Genomic DNA, 15,207 nt, shown 5'->3' with positions numbered 1-15,207 from the left:
CCTCTCTCTAGATAGTATTCTGACAAGCTTATGTGAAAGGAACAGCTCATTAATCTTTATCACATTTTTTAGTTTCAACTCGCAAAAATCCCAAACATATGCAAGAAAATCTTATTCACTAACTATTGTTTATAGTGTTGCCATTAGGTTCTTATGTTAAATATATTTTTTAGAGAATGTATAAATAATTGAATGAGTCAAAAAAATCGAAATGAAATTAGACCTCAATAACGGTTTCTTTGTTAGCGAACAAAAAAAGGCTTTATTTTCTCTACTATAACCTTACAGAAAGGTATCTTCTGTAACCCTTCCTCTATGTGGGCTGATTGAAAGTGTGGAGATACCCTATAAAAATTTCTATTAGAATGTAACATTTTGAGGAATGTAAAAAATCCCATATACAAATAATAAGGCGCATACTCGTTTAAATTGGAGGGAGCGTTTTTATGAAAAGATTATTAATGGTGGGATTTTTGTTGTTATTCTCACTAAACATGCTGGTTGAACCAAGTAGTGCTCGTGCTGAAGCACAAGAATATCGTGTTAGTCAATCTCAGGTAACGTTTGAAAATGAATTCAGAAGACTTTGGATGGATCATGTATTATGGACAAGTAATTATATTACAAGTGCAACAACAGCAGGATCAGAAGATCAAAAACAGGTGTTGGCAAGGTTATTAAAAAATCAAGAAGATATCGGGAATGCTGTTAAGCCGATATACGGAGAGAAAGCTGGGAATAGACTTACGGATTTGCTTAAGGAACATATTGTGATTGCTGGGAAGATTGTAGATGCAGCTAAAGCGGGAAAGAAAGCCTTGGTGAATCAATTAAACAAAGAATGGTATGGAAATGCTGATGATATAGCAGCGTTCCTTAGCCAGGCCAACCCTTATTTGAAAAATGAAGATTTAAAAAAATTACTGTATATGCATCTAAAATTAGTGACAAATGATTTATCTGCAAGCTTAGAAAAAGATTGGGAGGCAAGAATCGTTGCAATTGATGAAGGAGTATCACATATTATCTTAATGGCAGATACTATATCTGCGGGAGTTGTGAAGCAGTTTCCAAAGAAATTTAATAAATAATTTTGATAATATCCAGTATTATTTGAAATTTCTTCATAAAACACTGCATCTGTAAGGGCTCTTTTGCTCGATGACTCTAAGAAACCTTAGGTTCACTAAAAAGGTACACGTAGATATTTTGCATAAAGCATCATAACCAAAGGTTTATTAAATTTAAACACTGGGTATTATCAAATCAAGACGATGTGTTAAGAGTACCGCCCGTGCATAGGGTGTGTCCTTCTCTATTCTATAAAAAATGGCGCCTAAAACGGCGTCATTTTTTATGTGGAAACAAGTTTACGGATTCTAGTGCGAAGGTTGTATTTATATGAAAAAGGTATATAGATTTCTATCTAATCGAATGTATTTTTACGCCACTATTCAAAAGTTTTTTGAGTGAACTTCCCTTTCTTTTGGACAGACGGCTCCCATTATGCTCTCGCATCTAATTTAGGTTCATATTTATGAATTCAATACCCTTAATGATTGTGTGAACAGTGGCTAATACTCGACTTCTATCATTTCCATGTTTATTTGAAGTTTTTGCACGAGAACCTCACAATGATGTTATAGTCATACCTTGTTACATTTTAATGGAAGGAGTGATGATAAAGAAAGTTAAAAAGATCAAATTAATTTAAGTTTAAGATGTCTCCATTGGGATAATATATAAATAAGCTAGATTTAATGATAATCTGGTTTATTTTCTACATTTTAGGAGGCAACAAAAAATGGAACACGGTAAAGTGAAATGGTTTAATGCTGACAAAGGTTTTGGATTTATTGAGCGCGAAGGTGGAGAAGATGTATTTGTTCACTTCTCAGCTATTCAAGGTGAAGGCTTTAAATCCTTGGATGAAGGGCAAGAAGTGACTTTTGATATCGAAGAGGGACAACGTGGACCACAAGCGACAAACGTAAATAAAGCATAAGAAACCATACTAAAAAACAGACTCTATTTTCAGAGTCTGTTTTTACTTAAAAAGATTTTTATATCAACACTTATTCATCAATAATTATAGTTCGTGTTTTTTTAACTCTTCTTCAAAGAAAAAGGTACTTGGGTATTTATCGACTGTATAAGAGTATCTTTTCATGTTTTTTACATAATGACTTTTTAAGATTGTCACTAATTCATTCGATACTCTTATCGTTACTACTTCTCCATTACTAAATATTTTCTCACTCATAGCCATTATCCTTTCTCGCATCAAAAATAATCAGGGATTATTTTCTATATGTTTTTTTACGGCCTACTGTTTCTTTTCTCCCTCTATTTCTCTTACGTTCTGTTTTTGCCTTTTTATTACGAAGTGGTGCCACTTCAGTCAATTGGACAGAGGTCATATTTGATTCTTTTGTTAAGAGCTTTAAAGTGGCTGACAGTAAAGAAACAGAATCCACTTCTTCTAATAACTTTTCCGCCATTGGCTTGTATTCCACAAACTCCCCCTTGTCGATAGCGGCCAAAACCTGGTGAATGATTGCTTCTTGATGCCCTGCCATTACCTCACTAGAAGTAGGAGGTGATTGTCTAGACATTTTGGTTTTCGTGACATCTTCGATCACTTTTAAGTGATTACGTTCTCTTGGAGTTATAAAGGTAACTGCCAATCCCTTAGTACCTGCCCGTCCTGTTCGGCCAATACGATGAACATAGCTTTCAGGGTCCTGAGGAATATCAAAATTGTAGACATGGCTAACACCTGTAATATCAAGTCCTCTTGCTGCAACGTCGGTTGCAACCATAATCTCAATCGTATGATTCTTGAATTGACGAATTACATCGGCACGTTTGGATTGCGTAAGATCTCCATGAATGCCTTCTGCTGCATACCCACGCTTTTTTAGTCCTTCAGCAAGTTCATCCACACGTTTTTTTGTGCGTCCAAACACAATAGCAAGGTCTGGTGATTGAAGGTCTACGAGATTACAAAGAACATCAAATTTTCGATTCTCTGGAATTTCCATATATTGCTGCTCGATGTTTTTTACCGTTAACTCCTTCGCTTTTACTTTTACGAGTTCAGGATCGTTCATAAATTTCTGGGCTAGACTTTGTACTTGCTTCGACATGGTTGCTGAAAATAGTAAGGTTTGATGGGGAGAAGAGATGCCGCCAAGAATCGTTTGGATATCTTCAATAAAGCCCATATTTAACATCTCATCTGCTTCATCCAGAACAGCTGTACGAATATGATTTAAACGAATGGTTCTTCTTTTCATATGGTCCTTAAGGCGCCCTGGGGTTGCCGAGATAATATGCGGTCTGTTTTTAAGGGCTTTGATCTGACGATTAATATCCTGACCTCCATAAATGGGCAGCGTTTTAACTCCTTTTACCTGTCCAATTCGATTTAACTCCTCTGCTACTTGTATAGCCAGTTCACGTGTCGGTGCTAAGACTATTCCCTGAATCCCTTCTTCACCAAGCTCAACCCGCTCTATAAGAGGAATGCCAAAAGCTGTTGTCTTTCCAGTACCGGTTTGAGCTTGTCCAATTAGATCTTTACCAGTCATAGCTATCGGAATAGCTTCAGCCTGAATCGGCGTAGCCTCTTCAAAACCCAAGTTATGAACTGCCTTTTCAATGTCCTTGCTTAAATTAAAATCAGAAAATTTTTTCATTTTCCCGTGCTCCTTCTCTTACTTAAATTCAGAAATGAGAAAAGTACTCTTTAACGAGAGATATTATTTATTCATTTCTGCGTATTGGAAATCAGTGTTATTATTCACGAACATCTTATTTTAGCGTATCTATACAAGGCGAATTCATGCCTTATTTTATCCGTGCTTACGTGTATTTATAAATTTTTATAGGGGCTATAAAGTGTGGTTTAATTTAGAAAGATATGGTTCTCACTAATTCTTTTTTAAAAGGTATACTATTTAGGAGGAGGGATGATGTAGTTATGTATTATAATCATAGGAAGAAAAATCAAGAGCCCTTACCTAAAGAAAGAATAGAGATTTGGGAATGTGAATCAGAAGAATGTAATGGTTGGATGAGAAAAAATTTCTCTTATCAAAAACAGCAAAAGTGTCCTTTATGTGGCCATAAAATGAGAACAGGAGAACGGCTTTTAGATGCGTCTCCTAATCCCCATCAAAAATAATTTATATCCGTCTGTTGTATAAATCTATAAAAAACTTACGGCACTTCTTTAACTGAAAGTAAACTTCTTACCAAACAAACATGCCATATTTGATTTGTATTTCTAGTGTATGGTTAACTAGTCCATACCTTGTACCTTCGTATTATCCAAAAATCAGCCTTAAAACGCTGGTTTTTCTATTATAACGAGATTTTAAAATAAGATATAATATATCTTTTGCGAGCTACTGAAATCAAAAGTAAAAAAAAGACTCCTAGGTGGAGTCTTTTTTACTCATTTTAATTATGCTACTTTATGAACGTTAGCAGCTTGTGCTCCACGTTGGCCTTGTTCGATGTCAAACGTTACTTTTTGACCTTCTTCTAATGATTTAAAGCCTTCACCTTGAATAGAGCTGAAATGTACGAATACGTCGTCTCCGCCTTCAATTTCGATAAAACCGAAGCCTTTGTCTGCATTAAACCATTTTACTGTACCTTGTTCCATAATATTGCCTCCTAGTGTGGAATCTCCACACTTGTATTACTACCCTTGTCCAACCATACTATCTTAAGATGAAAATTTCTATGGAAGAGATTTCTCTTCTCTCAATCCTACACCGAACAAAAATAATTAACCTAAGCGTAACACACAGAACGGAAGATAGCAAATACAGAAAAATAGATAAAATCCAAGGTGGAAATATATGTATCTTATTAAGAGCTAATTTAAGGTTTACTAGCAGTACGTAAATTCAATGGACTTTCACCATTTTTGCACCTCTGTAGATTACTTACAAAATAATAAGCGCATTAAGAAACCTGCTGTTTTTGGGTATATGAAATTTTTCATAAAATTGATATCTTGGGCATAATACAGGATAGACACTTGGTAGAGGGGGGATTGTGTGAGACTGAAGGATGGAAACTTTTATACAGACAGTAGAACGAATAAGGTATATAGATTAAATGAAGATAACAAAGGAAGCTGGTACCTGAGTACTCATGATGATGAAGATAATAATCAAATGTCAAGAACTTCAGGGCGTAACATGATGAAAATGTTAAAGAGCTTTTATAACAAAGTGAACGACAGTTGAAAATGTACAGCTCTGGAAAACAGCATAAAAAATATAAAGCTAGCTGTGTTAAGCTAGCTTTATTTCTAATTTATAGAGCTAGTTATCATAATGTTTTTTAGGGATTAAGCAACAATACTAACAAAAAAATTTTAGCCTTGCCATTGGGAATCACCCATTATTTAATTTCGATTGCAGAAGCCTTGTTGTCCCAATCCGACGCCATAATACCATTTCTATATTGTTTTTTGAAAAATCATCTATAATTGATATTGTTTTAATCTCATATTGAGATATATAATAAAAATAAGAAAAAGAAAACGCTTTCTATATTTAAGTGCATTGTTACTTCTCAAACTATAAGGAGGATTTAAAATGAGCCAAGTGGAAAGAAATTCTAAAGTGCAGAAATTAGTTGAGTATCAAAAATTCAATGAAGAAGAAGTTTCGAAGATGACAGATCCGCAGGTTGAATATTATCACTGGCTCTATTTTGATGATTCCGCTTATGATTATATGTAACTCAATTATAAAATAAGAAAAAAGCACAAAAACGTTTGATTCCAACGGGTTTGTGCTTTTTTCGTTTCTTTAATTATGCGATTACTGGTTTTTAGTCCCATTTCCTGTGACAACAAAGTGAGGGCTGTCTTCCTTCCGGTTGAAAAGTCTCCAGAACTCACTATATTCATCGTCTTCTGACGTATCCGGAAATACCTCTAATAAATAACCTTGAGATAAAAAGATCTTTAGCCCTCCTACTTCGTCCGATTCAACTCTTTCTACAATCGTTTGTTCGTTTATATCTTCTATAATCGATTCAATTCGTTCATCGAATCGATTATTTCCTTGGACATCCCATTCAAAGTGCTCATTTTCACTCTTCAACCCTGTTCGTGGAGAATAGAAATCCCGAGAACCTACTACAATTTTATTACCTTTGGCAATACGCCAAGAACATTGAATATGTAAAGCGTATTCAGCTACCTCTTCCGTTTTCCCCCTTCTAGTTACTAAAATCTTTTTTCCAAATCCAAGCCAAAACAAATTTGAGGTTCTCCCTGCGTATCTTAGATTTAAACCCACTAATTTGTCTACTTTTGATTTAATTGCTTGTCTCATACTTTTCTCTTTTTATTTGCAGTTAAAGCTTTCTTGGTAAGTAGCTAAGTAAATAAATAGAATGTATTAATTGTTTATGGCATTAAGGTTATAGCGACTTATTTCTTTTTTATTTTTAATAACTACTAAAACACCTTTCAAAGCATTTTCTTTAAGCATTTTTATTTTTTCTTTATTAGGAGCCACTGGCAGCCCTCCGGATTTAGTGGTGAATCCTAAGTCATAACTTACATTTATTTTACCAGTTCTATTTCTATTAAAATCTCCATATCCTGATCCCCTTCCTAATCCATCAAGACCGTTCTCGTCATCAAAAATATTAACTCCTACAGCATCCTTAGAGGCCTTTATTAGCTCTTTATCGGGTAAAATTTTAAAATCTAAATCGTCTTTATCAAAATTAATAAGGTTTTTATCACTGTAGTGCTTAATTTTCATATCGTAGTAAAGAGCAAGAGGGACAATTTCTTTCTCTTTTCCGTTCTCTTCTATTATTGTAGATCCTACCAAACCTTTGTCATTAACTACTTTTACTTTAACGTTAGTAATTTTAAAAGGTTTTTTCTGATTATCTTGTTGATATTCTTTTGACACTTTTTTATTTTTTTCTACATCTGAGCTTCCTTGGTTTGAACAGGCTCCGCCTATTAACAACGAAACAGCCATAATAGTTACACCAATTAATTTTTTCATTATTCTATTCTCCCCTGTCTTAAATGACCCAAGCCTTGTGGTAAATTTGTGAAACTTAAACCTTTGTATAACGCAATTGTATCGCTTTCAATTGTTATTATGTTTTATTTATATTTAGTATGTAATTGTACAGGCTTTAAGTCGTATAAATACTCTTGAAGCAAATGAGTTAAGTTTATCGAAATAGAAATAGAGAAAAAGTATGAACATGGAGGTTTAGACTAACCTTCTGCTAAAGGATCCTTGTTATCAAATATTTTCTTAGTCAGTTTATAAAAACGGAACTAGGAAACATATTGTATCAATAAGTGTTTTTAGTTTATTTTGTAATTCCAATGAGACCATCATCAATACCTATTATTTTTTCTTTACTAAATGTATTAAGTAATACATTTGTGCAATTAAAAATGAAAGAAATACAATGAGGGTAAATCCAAAGGTATTAATGGCCTCCTCTGCTGCATTATCACCATTGATTAAAAGAGAAGCTAATACGAAATATAGTATAATCCCTATAAAAAGGTTCAAAAAGAAAATACCTATATATTTAGACAATAAGAAATCTCCTTTCTTTAAATAATTTCGTATACAAAACTATTTCCGATAAGTTTTTTCTATTTATTTCCTATTAGTCTACCAAATACGTCCGTAAAAGTGTATGGTTTTTAGAAGACAAATGTTATAAGAGTTATACAAAGCATTTCTAGTTTATAAATAAATAGCTAATTAAAGTATGTTATTATGGATAAATAAGTAAGTAATGTTGAGTACTACTTTGAAGGAGTTATTAATGAGACAGTTAAAAGGAAATTATTTTTGGGTTCTAACTATACTAATATTATCCAGTACAGTCTTCAATCTGATTTGGAGAGATAAAAGTTGGCCAGGGTATTACACTTTATCCATATTTTTAGTTTTGATTGTACTAAATATTATTTGGAACAGATATGGAAAGAATGAAAGTACAAAAAAGTAATGCACCACTTCATAGTTGCATTACTTTTTTAATAACCGTTCGCTAATACCTTGCTGTTAAATTTCAGGTAGTGAAACTTGTGAAAATAAAAGGCTACTATGATCTTATTGATTAGAAAGGAGAATTCAAAATTAAATTAATGATTCAAGGGAAAATTAAAGAACTATTTATTATTCTTCTAACCTTATTACTCGTAATCTCTGTTTTAGTAAATTGCTCTGCTTATTTTAATAGCAAAGAAATACAAATCTTTAGTTCACAATGTTACGACCAAGGAGGAGAAGTCATACTTAAAATACATAATCCAATTACCAATGCTTATTCTTTTACATGTAAATAATGTCTACTCTACTGTTTTCTAGACCAACGCTAGGAAACGATTTCAACAACAGTAAATAAGTACAGCTTGATGCTTCAGCTGTGCTTGTTTATTTAACCCGTTTTTAAATAATTAATACCAAGAGCTCTTAATTGTTTAAAAATAGAATTTAGTTACTCCGGTCATTAGCATTAAATGTATCTTGTTTAACGTTTAATGTATGGTCACTGATTTTAACTGTTTCGTCATTTATCCATTTAACCGTGGCTGTTTCCTGAGGATAGTTCTGATAGATGTTTTTTCTTTTATAGTATATATAAGTCATAAGACTACTCCTTATTGTACTCCTCTAGGTCTTTCCATTTTGCAAACTTGTTTCTAAAATTCCTAGATATTTCTTCGTCCTTGCTCAAAAGTATAATTAAAGATGAGTCCCAAAAAGCTAATTCTATAATTGCTTTAGGGTGCTGAATTGTTGGTGTTTCAATCCAAAAATCAGGATTACCATCAGCATAAGGCTCTTCTTTAAGCATATCTAAATTTATAGTTTCTTTCTTATCAAAGGCAGAAAAAACTCCCCATATAAAATAGATGTCCTCTTTATTAGCAAGCTCCGTGAGCTTTTCACCTGTAATCCAGTACGTATTGCCGTTTATTCCATTGTTGTAAATTCTGTATTCAGTAAAGTAAGTAAGGTACTTTTCTGGAAAAGATCCATCTAAATCACTCAACAACCAATTGTACTTCTCATGGAGATTATTAAAAGAACTTACTATTTCCTTTAAATCATAAAAGCTCTCTAAGATAGTATTCATGCATGTTTCCTCCATATGTTTTACCATTTCCCTAAGTGATTTTTTTGTACACTATATACAAGAATAGTTAACATAACGCTCATTCAAACTCACTAGGACACCAAATAGCTATGTCACCACCCGGAGTTGCAACTAAAAGCCAATCAACTCCTCCAAAAGGGTCTCCTAATTGCCAGCATTCGTAGTTAGGATCGTAGCATTCACAAATAGAACTCTCCCCGATTCTAGAGAAATGATAAGATGAGGCGATACAGTATCTAGCTGAACGTTTACTACTTTTTGTCTCTTAATATCCCAAATATGCTTAAAATGTTGCTCTTCTGTATTTAAAGGCACTTCACCCTCTGATGAGGGGTATGTATCACAGGGTTCAGGATATACAGTCCAATTTGTTTCGATGTTTAAAACAAAATCACCATCATCTTTTCTATTATAATTAGTAAAATACAATAGAGTTGTAGAACTATTAATCCCAAATTTTACGCCGTCTATTTGACTGCCAATAAGTAAGTGCTTCAGTACTCGTTCTGCAAATTTTCTGTCCTCTATTTTCACTGTGCTTGCTCCTTTAAAAGCATTTTTGATTTATGCCATATAAAAAGCTCACTTTTACCTTTCTAGTTAACACTTAGTGCATTCATACATAGGGTAAATAAAAACCTCTTTATGAAAAAACAGTCTCTTTATTTCTGCTTTTTTCCTTCTCTTATTTCGCTGATTGTCTTTATAAATTCACGCTCAGTTACTCCTAGATAGGAGTCGGAGCGACGAACATACACAATTCTGAGCTTTCTGTAAGGCTCAGGTATTGAAAAGAGTTGTACTAATCCTTCCCTCTCATATCTTTCCCCTAATGACCGGGCTATAAGTGTCACACCAAGACCAGAAACTACTGTCCCCATAATCGTTTCAAGTGTAGCAAATTCCATGATTTTTGGTGATACTATTTGTTCGTCTTGTAACCACTGCTGTAGTCTTTCTCTATATTGGCAGCCTTCATTAAATAAAATGAATGGTAAGTGCAGTAACTCTTTGGCAGACTGAATCTGCTTCTTACCTTTTTCATTTGCACTGCATACAAGTACAATTTCTTCATCGAAAGCCGGAATTTGATCAAGCGTTGACACATTTACTGGTTCTGCTACAAATGCCCCGTCTAACTGGAACTTAAGAACTTTCTCTATTAATTGTGTACTTACTCCTGATACTAGAGAAATATCCACATTTTTGTGCTTATTATGATAGGAAGAAATGATTTCAGGAAAACCTATTACCGTTTCAACTAATCCAATACATAATGATCCAACAAGATTACGCTCATCTTGAAATGCTTTCTGTATTTCATCCATCAGCCGCATCATTTGTTCTCCATACGTTAAAAGTTTTCGACCTTCTACATTTAATGTCATTCCTCGTCTGTGACGATGAAACAATGGGTGTCCAATTTTTCGTTCAAGAGACCGAATACGTGCTGTTACATTTGGTTGGACATAGCCTAGCTTATCAGCGGCAAGGCTTACACTGCCGTATTCTGCTACAGCCATAAATATGCGTATATCTTCTACTTCCATAAACATTCTCCTTTCCACTTACATTCATTTAGGTATTAATAATAGTGATATCTACAATCATTTATCATTATTTTACAAGATATCAAGCTCTAGATAAAATAATGACATCCGAGTGCTACTGCAACTATTTAGTAGAAATTACGTAAAGTTCTTAAAATGAGGTGACTGAAAGGAGGAAATTTGATTGTTTTATTTACTATTGTTTCTTGCCATCATTTTGGAGGTAATCGCAGTATTTTTTCTTAATCTTACAAATGGATTCACAAACTTTGTTCCTACTGTTTTTGCCATACTATTTTATTGTTCTTCAATTGCTGCTTATATGCTACTCAACGCCAAAGGTGAAGTAGGAGTAGCAAGTGCTTTGTATGCTGGAGGAGCAACCGTACTTGTTGTGGTCACAGGTATTATCTTTTTTGATGAAACTATTTCCTTATCTAAAATTTTAGGTGTTTCTCTTATTATAATTGGTGCAGTTTCTCTTAACATTAAAGAGAGCTCTAAAGAAAGGATGACAGCGTAATGGGATACGTATTTTTAACGATTGGCTTAATTTTAGGCATTGGAGGGCAAATGTGCGTAAAACTATCCAAAGGCTTTAGACAAACTGTTCCCACAATAGGGGCATTTCTACTCTTCATTGCCTGTATTTATTTTATTTCTCTAACGACACACTATTTTGAAATAGGCGTCGTTTTTGCTATATGGGCAGGGCTGACGATTGTTAGTACAACGCTGTTAGGTATTTATATATTTAAGGAATCAAAAAACAAAAGAAAGATTATCTCGGTTACTCTTATTATTACAGGTGTTATTATACTAAAGGCTTTTTAACACCCAAAGATGTTTAAGCGAAGATCTCGTATTCTTATATTGGGCATTTACTATTCAACTAGTATTTAGTAAGGGCTTTCATATTTCCGAAATCCCGGAAGTACATATATTAAACTGATTTGTGTTAGACTGTTAAAAGCGTATGACTTTGAAAAAGAAAGGCCGGAAAAAACATGACACAAACGAATACAGCATTTCGTGATGCACTTACCAAATCACTGCGAGGTGAAAGAGGTCACCTTCCGACGATTAACGCAATAACTGATATTAATATGGAGCTTGCTTCACATAAACAAAAGGAATTACCTTATTCTATTTATCAATTAGTGAAGCATATGAGCTATTGGCAAGACTTTTTACTTGCTCTTGCTAAAGGAGAAAACCCTGAAAGACCAAAAAGTGTAAGTGAAAGCTGGCCTGAACACCCTGCTCCGGTTGATGAGGAAGAATGGAAAACGACAATCCAGCATTTTTGTGATGGAATTGACGAAGCTTGTCACTTAGCGAATACATTAGCCATAGAAGAACCTCTGGATACTTGGCCAAGTGAAACCCCAGGGGGATTACTGCGTAATATTGCTTCTCACAACAGCTATCATCTAGGTGAAATTGTCATTATGAGAAGATTAAACGGAGCATGGCCACCGCCAACGGGAGGCTTTCCTGCTTAATAAAAACCGATTGAAACACAATAATTGGCAGAAACAAAGCCCTAAAAATCGTCGATTAGACACTTTTAGGGCTTTGTTTTAGTTATGTGCTATTACCTTTTGTTTTATCTATAAATCAATTGATTACTGAATTCGATTTTCAGTACTCTAAAAATCTTTGTCTTCGTGCAATTAATTACCTATAAGAATAATATGTCAGACGAAGCAAGTCTTCCTCTGCATTTCTGACAATCGAAAAGTGTTCAACGTTGTAATGACCAAGTAAAGTTTCATTATAATGCTTTATGATTTGTTCAGCACTTAAACCATTACTGTCCGTTGTTGAATGTCCATCACCCACTAATGTCAAACCATCCCATTGATTGTAGCTGTTCTGACTGCAATATCTATACAGTGTTGTGTCTAAATTTATGAGAAATTTAATGAGCAACTTAACGAATGTTCTTTGCTCCTTGGTCTTTTAACTAGTTCCCCTTCACAGTTAGGACAAATATACATCGCACTTTCACTACATTTATCACAGAATGTACATTCATGTGTACAGATATAAGCAACAGAGCTATTATGGAGTTTCTTATTGCACTTTTCGCATGTATTTCTCATTTCTAAAGCCATTAAATCCCTCCTTTTGATATAATTAAATTGTATTGTATAAATTTCTATTTTCACATGTCTATTTTATTGTATTATTAATTAATAGCTTTAATATTGACGGAAAATTCATTATTTTAATTTATAATTTAAAGCGGGGTATGTTTTATGGATGAAATTGATCAAAATATATTACTATATCTACAAGAGAATGCTCGTTTGTCTTTTACACAGTTGGGAAAACTGGTTGGTTTATCTACCCCTGCTGTTAATGAAAGAGTAAAAAAACTTGAAGAAAAAAACATAATAAATGGATATAGAGCAATAATTAACCCTGAAAATTTCAACAAACCTGTAACTGCTTTTATTTTATATAGCAATACAAAATGTAAGCAATTCGTAGAATACTGTAAAGAACACCCTGAAGTTATTGAATGTCATCGTTTGGCAGGCCAATACAACTATCTAGTAAAAGTTTTAACTGATTCCGTTCAATCTCTTGAAACATTTATTGATGAATCTATGGCTTTTGGAGAGCCGTCTACATTGATTAAACTTTCCTCACCAGTTGTCTATAAAGCAATAAAATAGACTGATAATCTATCTCCATTATTCTTTTTTCATTTTGGTTACTTTCTGTCTTTCATTTCTTACTTAGGATAAATTTTAAATGGCTAATAAATGTTAATAAACCATAGATATATTACGTAATTCTCCCGCCTTTTTAACTGACCAGCTAGCAGGACTAGAAGTGCATAGAATTTACAATTGCAGTTACCATACTGTCTATTCTCGGCAGGTATTTTTCTATACATTCATATGTTATAATAGAGAAAGAACATAAATTTAAATTATATGGTCTCTTTGTACCCTGAGTTTCCTTATAATGGAAAGAGGTACTTTTATGAATATACTTGAAATAAAAAAAACGCTTAATACTCTTGTTCAATATGAGGATAGCACTATTACTCATATCATTCCTGAAGTACTGGAATTGTCGTATTGTAAAACATCTAAGATTTTTCAAATCACTACACTTACGGATCAAAAAACCTTAAATTATAACGATTATGATATAGATAACGCTTCTGAAGCTTTATACAAGATCTTAAACTGAAGAAAGCGATTCAATGATTCTTCTATCTTTTATTTAACAAACATGCGATTGCACAATATGTTATTTTAAACAAAAGAAACTCCTGACATATATACAGGAGTTTCTTTTGTTTTTCTAATATATACAAGGTACAAATTTAATTTTAAAAAACCACCTAAAGATTTATATGATATGTATCTTTAAAATTGTAAAAGTTGCTTTGGTTATTTTCATTTTACAGGTTATTTACTAGAAGTAATTCCTAAAAAATGAAGTGCATTTTTTACAGTAGCCATTGTCGGGGTAGAAGCTAAATTAATACCTAGCTGTACGGCAGAGCGAGATAATTCTGGTCTTAACCCTGTTAAGATACATTGCACTCCAAGTAGTGACATAACGCTATTAATTTTAAAAAGATGCTCCGTTACAATTGAATTCAATGTATAAATACCAGAAAAGTCTATAATTAAACAATTTATATTTTGTGTCTGCACTTTTACTGGAACAGCCATTAAAAGTTGGTTTGCTCTTTCCTCATCTATGGCTCCTACTAAGGGAAGTACAGCGATTCCCTCCAAAAGAGGAACAAGGGTTGTAGAGAGTTCATTTATTTGCTTTATTATTTCTTTTTGTCTTGTTTCACTCTCTTTTTTTACCGTAATATCTCTCACATAGGTTTGGATTACTTTTTTATCTCCCAGCAGCAAGGGATGACAATATAATTCAACATTAACAGTTGTGCCGTCCATTCTAAATATGGTTTCCTCAATGAGCTCTGCTGGACGTTCATAAGCAGATTGGATTCTTTTCCTTATTGCTGCTTTAGATGTTTCTTGAAATATATCTAAAGGACTGGCACCTATGATATCTTCCCTTTTTCCTCTAAAAAAATGTTCAGCTGCGTGGTTAACATATATAATCTTATGATTTGAATGAATAATGAGTGGATCTAACGCATATTCAATGACTTCCTGATAATCAATACCCGAAATGTTTTCATTCATAATTTTCACTCCTTAATATGAAGGTTAGACTACTATTTCAAATTTATCAAGGGTTCAATTGCTTGTTTAAAATCTTAAAAAATGATAATAAAGTTTCTTTTGAAGTTATAAATAAGAAATAGTAAGAAAATAGAAGATTAAAAGGTCGTCTGTCCTTTACAGAACAAAAATAAAAACAGCCCTTAAAAATGAATTCAAGGGCCCTCTCTGCATTTATTTAAATCCTACTTTCTTACGAGTTAAATCATGGTGTAAGGCTGTATCAGGAA

21 protein-coding genes and 1 pseudogene are annotated in these 15,207 nt (G+C 33.3%); 10 read left to right on the top strand and 12 right to left on the bottom strand.

The genetic code is table 11. From position 1 onward, the window contains the following. Nucleotides 1–446 precede the first annotated feature (446 nt). Nucleotides 447–1,091 (top strand): glycosyltransferase, encoded by a 645-nt coding sequence (locus tag LJC66_RS08940; RefSeq protein WP_230932352.1) that lies wholly within the window; start codon nt 447–449, stop codon nt 1,089–1,091. A gap of 713 nt (nt 1,092–1,804) precedes the next feature. Next, entirely contained in the window at nt 1,805–2,005 is a 201-nt protein-coding gene (locus LJC66_RS08935; protein WP_016766383.1) for a cold-shock protein, read from the top strand. An 84-nt stretch (nt 2,006–2,089) separates the two neighbouring features. Here LJC66_RS08935 and LJC66_RS08930 read toward each other — a convergent pair whose 3' ends face one another. Together LJC66_RS08930 and cshA are read right to left on the bottom strand one after the other, a co-directional pair. Beyond that, entirely contained in the window at nt 2,090–2,263 is a 174-nt protein-coding gene (locus LJC66_RS08930) for a hypothetical protein (protein WP_169305175.1), read from the bottom strand. 37 nt (nt 2,264–2,300) lie between these two features. Then, a complete protein-coding gene (cshA, locus tag LJC66_RS08925; RefSeq protein WP_230932351.1) occupies nt 2,301–3,701 on the bottom strand; it encodes a degradosome RNA helicase CshA in 1,401 nt (466 codons plus the stop codon). 284 nt (nt 3,702–3,985) lie between these two features. Here cshA and LJC66_RS08920 point away from each other — a divergent pair, with 284 nt between their 5' ends. Then, nucleotides 3,986–4,189: a cold-shock protein gene (locus LJC66_RS08920; RefSeq protein WP_195694814.1), complete on the top strand. Its 204-nt coding sequence runs from the start codon at nt 3,986–3,988 to the stop codon at nt 4,187–4,189. A gap of 282 nt (nt 4,190–4,471) precedes the next feature. Here LJC66_RS08920 and LJC66_RS08915 read toward each other — a convergent pair whose 3' ends face one another. After that, nucleotides 4,472–4,675, bottom strand: a complete 204-nt coding sequence (locus LJC66_RS08915; protein ID WP_013056405.1) for a cold-shock protein — start codon at nt 4,673–4,675, stop codon at nt 4,472–4,474. 400 nt (nt 4,676–5,075) lie between these two features. Between LJC66_RS08915 and LJC66_RS08910 the strand changes: the two genes are divergently transcribed. Then, entirely contained in the window at nt 5,076–5,267 is a 192-nt protein-coding gene (locus LJC66_RS08910; protein WP_028410030.1) for a hypothetical protein, read from the top strand. A 354-nt stretch (nt 5,268–5,621) separates the two neighbouring features. Beyond that, nucleotides 5,622–5,768 carry a BH0509 family protein gene (locus tag LJC66_RS08905; RefSeq protein WP_013056404.1) on the top strand — a complete coding sequence of 49 codons (147 nt, stop codon included), beginning with the start codon at nt 5,622–5,624 and terminating at the stop codon, nt 5,766–5,768. An 81-nt stretch (nt 5,769–5,849) separates the two neighbouring features. Here LJC66_RS08905 and LJC66_RS08900 read toward each other — a convergent pair whose 3' ends face one another. The 6 genes from LJC66_RS08900 to LJC66_RS08875 form a co-directional block, all read right to left on the bottom strand. Continuing rightward, on the bottom strand, nt 5,850–6,368 hold the full coding sequence (locus tag LJC66_RS08900; protein WP_195694815.1) for a hypothetical protein: 519 nt from the start codon (nt 6,366–6,368) through the stop codon (nt 5,850–5,852). A 66-nt stretch (nt 6,369–6,434) separates the two neighbouring features. After that, nucleotides 6,435–7,061, bottom strand: a complete 627-nt coding sequence (locus LJC66_RS08895; protein ID WP_230932350.1) for a hypothetical protein — start codon at nt 7,059–7,061, stop codon at nt 6,435–6,437. A 1,464-nt stretch (nt 7,062–8,525) separates the two neighbouring features. Beyond that, nucleotides 8,526–8,681: a DUF5412 family protein gene (locus LJC66_RS08890; RefSeq protein ID WP_195694929.1), complete on the bottom strand. Its 156-nt coding sequence runs from the start codon at nt 8,679–8,681 to the stop codon at nt 8,526–8,528. Nucleotides 8,682–8,685: 4 nt separating this feature from the next. After that, nucleotides 8,686–9,171 carry a hypothetical protein gene (locus LJC66_RS08885; protein ID WP_230932349.1) on the bottom strand — a complete coding sequence of 162 codons (486 nt, stop codon included), beginning with the start codon at nt 9,169–9,171 and terminating at the stop codon, nt 8,686–8,688. Nucleotides 9,172–9,336: 165 nt separating this feature from the next. Further along, a complete protein-coding gene (locus tag LJC66_RS08880) occupies nt 9,337–9,726 on the bottom strand; it encodes a hypothetical protein (protein WP_230932348.1) in 390 nt (129 codons plus the stop codon). A gap of 128 nt (nt 9,727–9,854) precedes the next feature. Continuing rightward, nucleotides 9,855–10,742: a LysR family transcriptional regulator gene (locus LJC66_RS08875; RefSeq protein ID WP_230932347.1), complete on the bottom strand. Its 888-nt coding sequence runs from the start codon at nt 10,740–10,742 to the stop codon at nt 9,855–9,857. Nucleotides 10,743–10,926: 184 nt separating this feature from the next. On the opposite strand from LJC66_RS08875, the gene LJC66_RS08870 reads away from it, so the two are divergent. From LJC66_RS08870 to LJC66_RS08860, 3 genes are all read left to right on the top strand, one after another. After that, nucleotides 10,927–11,265 carry a DMT family transporter gene (locus tag LJC66_RS08870; RefSeq protein WP_028410021.1) on the top strand — a complete coding sequence of 113 codons (339 nt, stop codon included), beginning with the start codon at nt 10,927–10,929 and terminating at the stop codon, nt 11,263–11,265. Next, on the top strand, nt 11,265–11,576 hold the full coding sequence (locus LJC66_RS08865) for a DMT family transporter (RefSeq protein ID WP_230932346.1): 312 nt from the start codon (nt 11,265–11,267) through the stop codon (nt 11,574–11,576). The genes LJC66_RS08870 and LJC66_RS08865 overlap by 1 nt, the downstream gene beginning before the upstream one ends. A 173-nt stretch (nt 11,577–11,749) precedes the next feature. Further along, nucleotides 11,750–12,247, top strand: a complete 498-nt coding sequence (locus tag LJC66_RS08860) for a DinB family protein (protein WP_195694922.1) — start codon at nt 11,750–11,752, stop codon at nt 12,245–12,247. Between the two features lie 175 nt (nt 12,248–12,422). Here the strand turns inward: LJC66_RS08860 and LJC66_RS08855 are convergent. Further along, a pseudogene (locus tag LJC66_RS08855) lies at nt 12,423–12,649 on the bottom strand (cysteine hydrolase); the annotation flags it as partial. Nucleotides 12,650–12,655: 6 nt separating this feature from the next. Beyond that, the gene (locus LJC66_RS08850) at nt 12,656–12,862 is read right to left on the bottom strand and encodes a DUF1272 domain-containing protein (RefSeq protein ID WP_230932345.1); all 207 of its coding nucleotides are present in this window, start codon (nt 12,860–12,862) and stop codon (nt 12,656–12,658) included. A 144-nt stretch (nt 12,863–13,006) separates the two neighbouring features. Between LJC66_RS08850 and LJC66_RS08845 the strand changes: the two genes are divergently transcribed. Next, nucleotides 13,007–13,429, top strand: coding sequence for an Lrp/AsnC family transcriptional regulator (locus tag LJC66_RS08845; protein ID WP_230932344.1), 423 nt, complete (start codon nt 13,007–13,009; stop codon nt 13,427–13,429). Nucleotides 13,430–13,742: 313 nt separating this feature from the next. Next, nucleotides 13,743–13,955, top strand: coding sequence for a hypothetical protein (locus tag LJC66_RS08840; RefSeq protein WP_230932343.1), 213 nt, complete (start codon nt 13,743–13,745; stop codon nt 13,953–13,955). Nucleotides 13,956–14,176: 221 nt separating this feature from the next. Here the strand turns inward: LJC66_RS08840 and LJC66_RS08835 are convergent, their stop codons facing one another. Next, complete coding sequence (locus LJC66_RS08835) at nt 14,177–14,938, bottom strand: PAS domain S-box protein (RefSeq protein WP_230932342.1); 762 nt, start codon at nt 14,936–14,938, stop codon at nt 14,177–14,179. Between the last annotated feature and the right edge of the window lie 269 nt (nt 14,939–15,207).

The organism is Priestia sp. TSO9, from assembly GCF_021029645.1.
Classification (GTDB): Bacteria; Bacillota; Bacilli; order Bacillales; family Bacillaceae_H; genus Priestia; species Priestia megaterium_E.
This window is presented reverse-complemented; position numbering and strand designations above follow the sequence as displayed.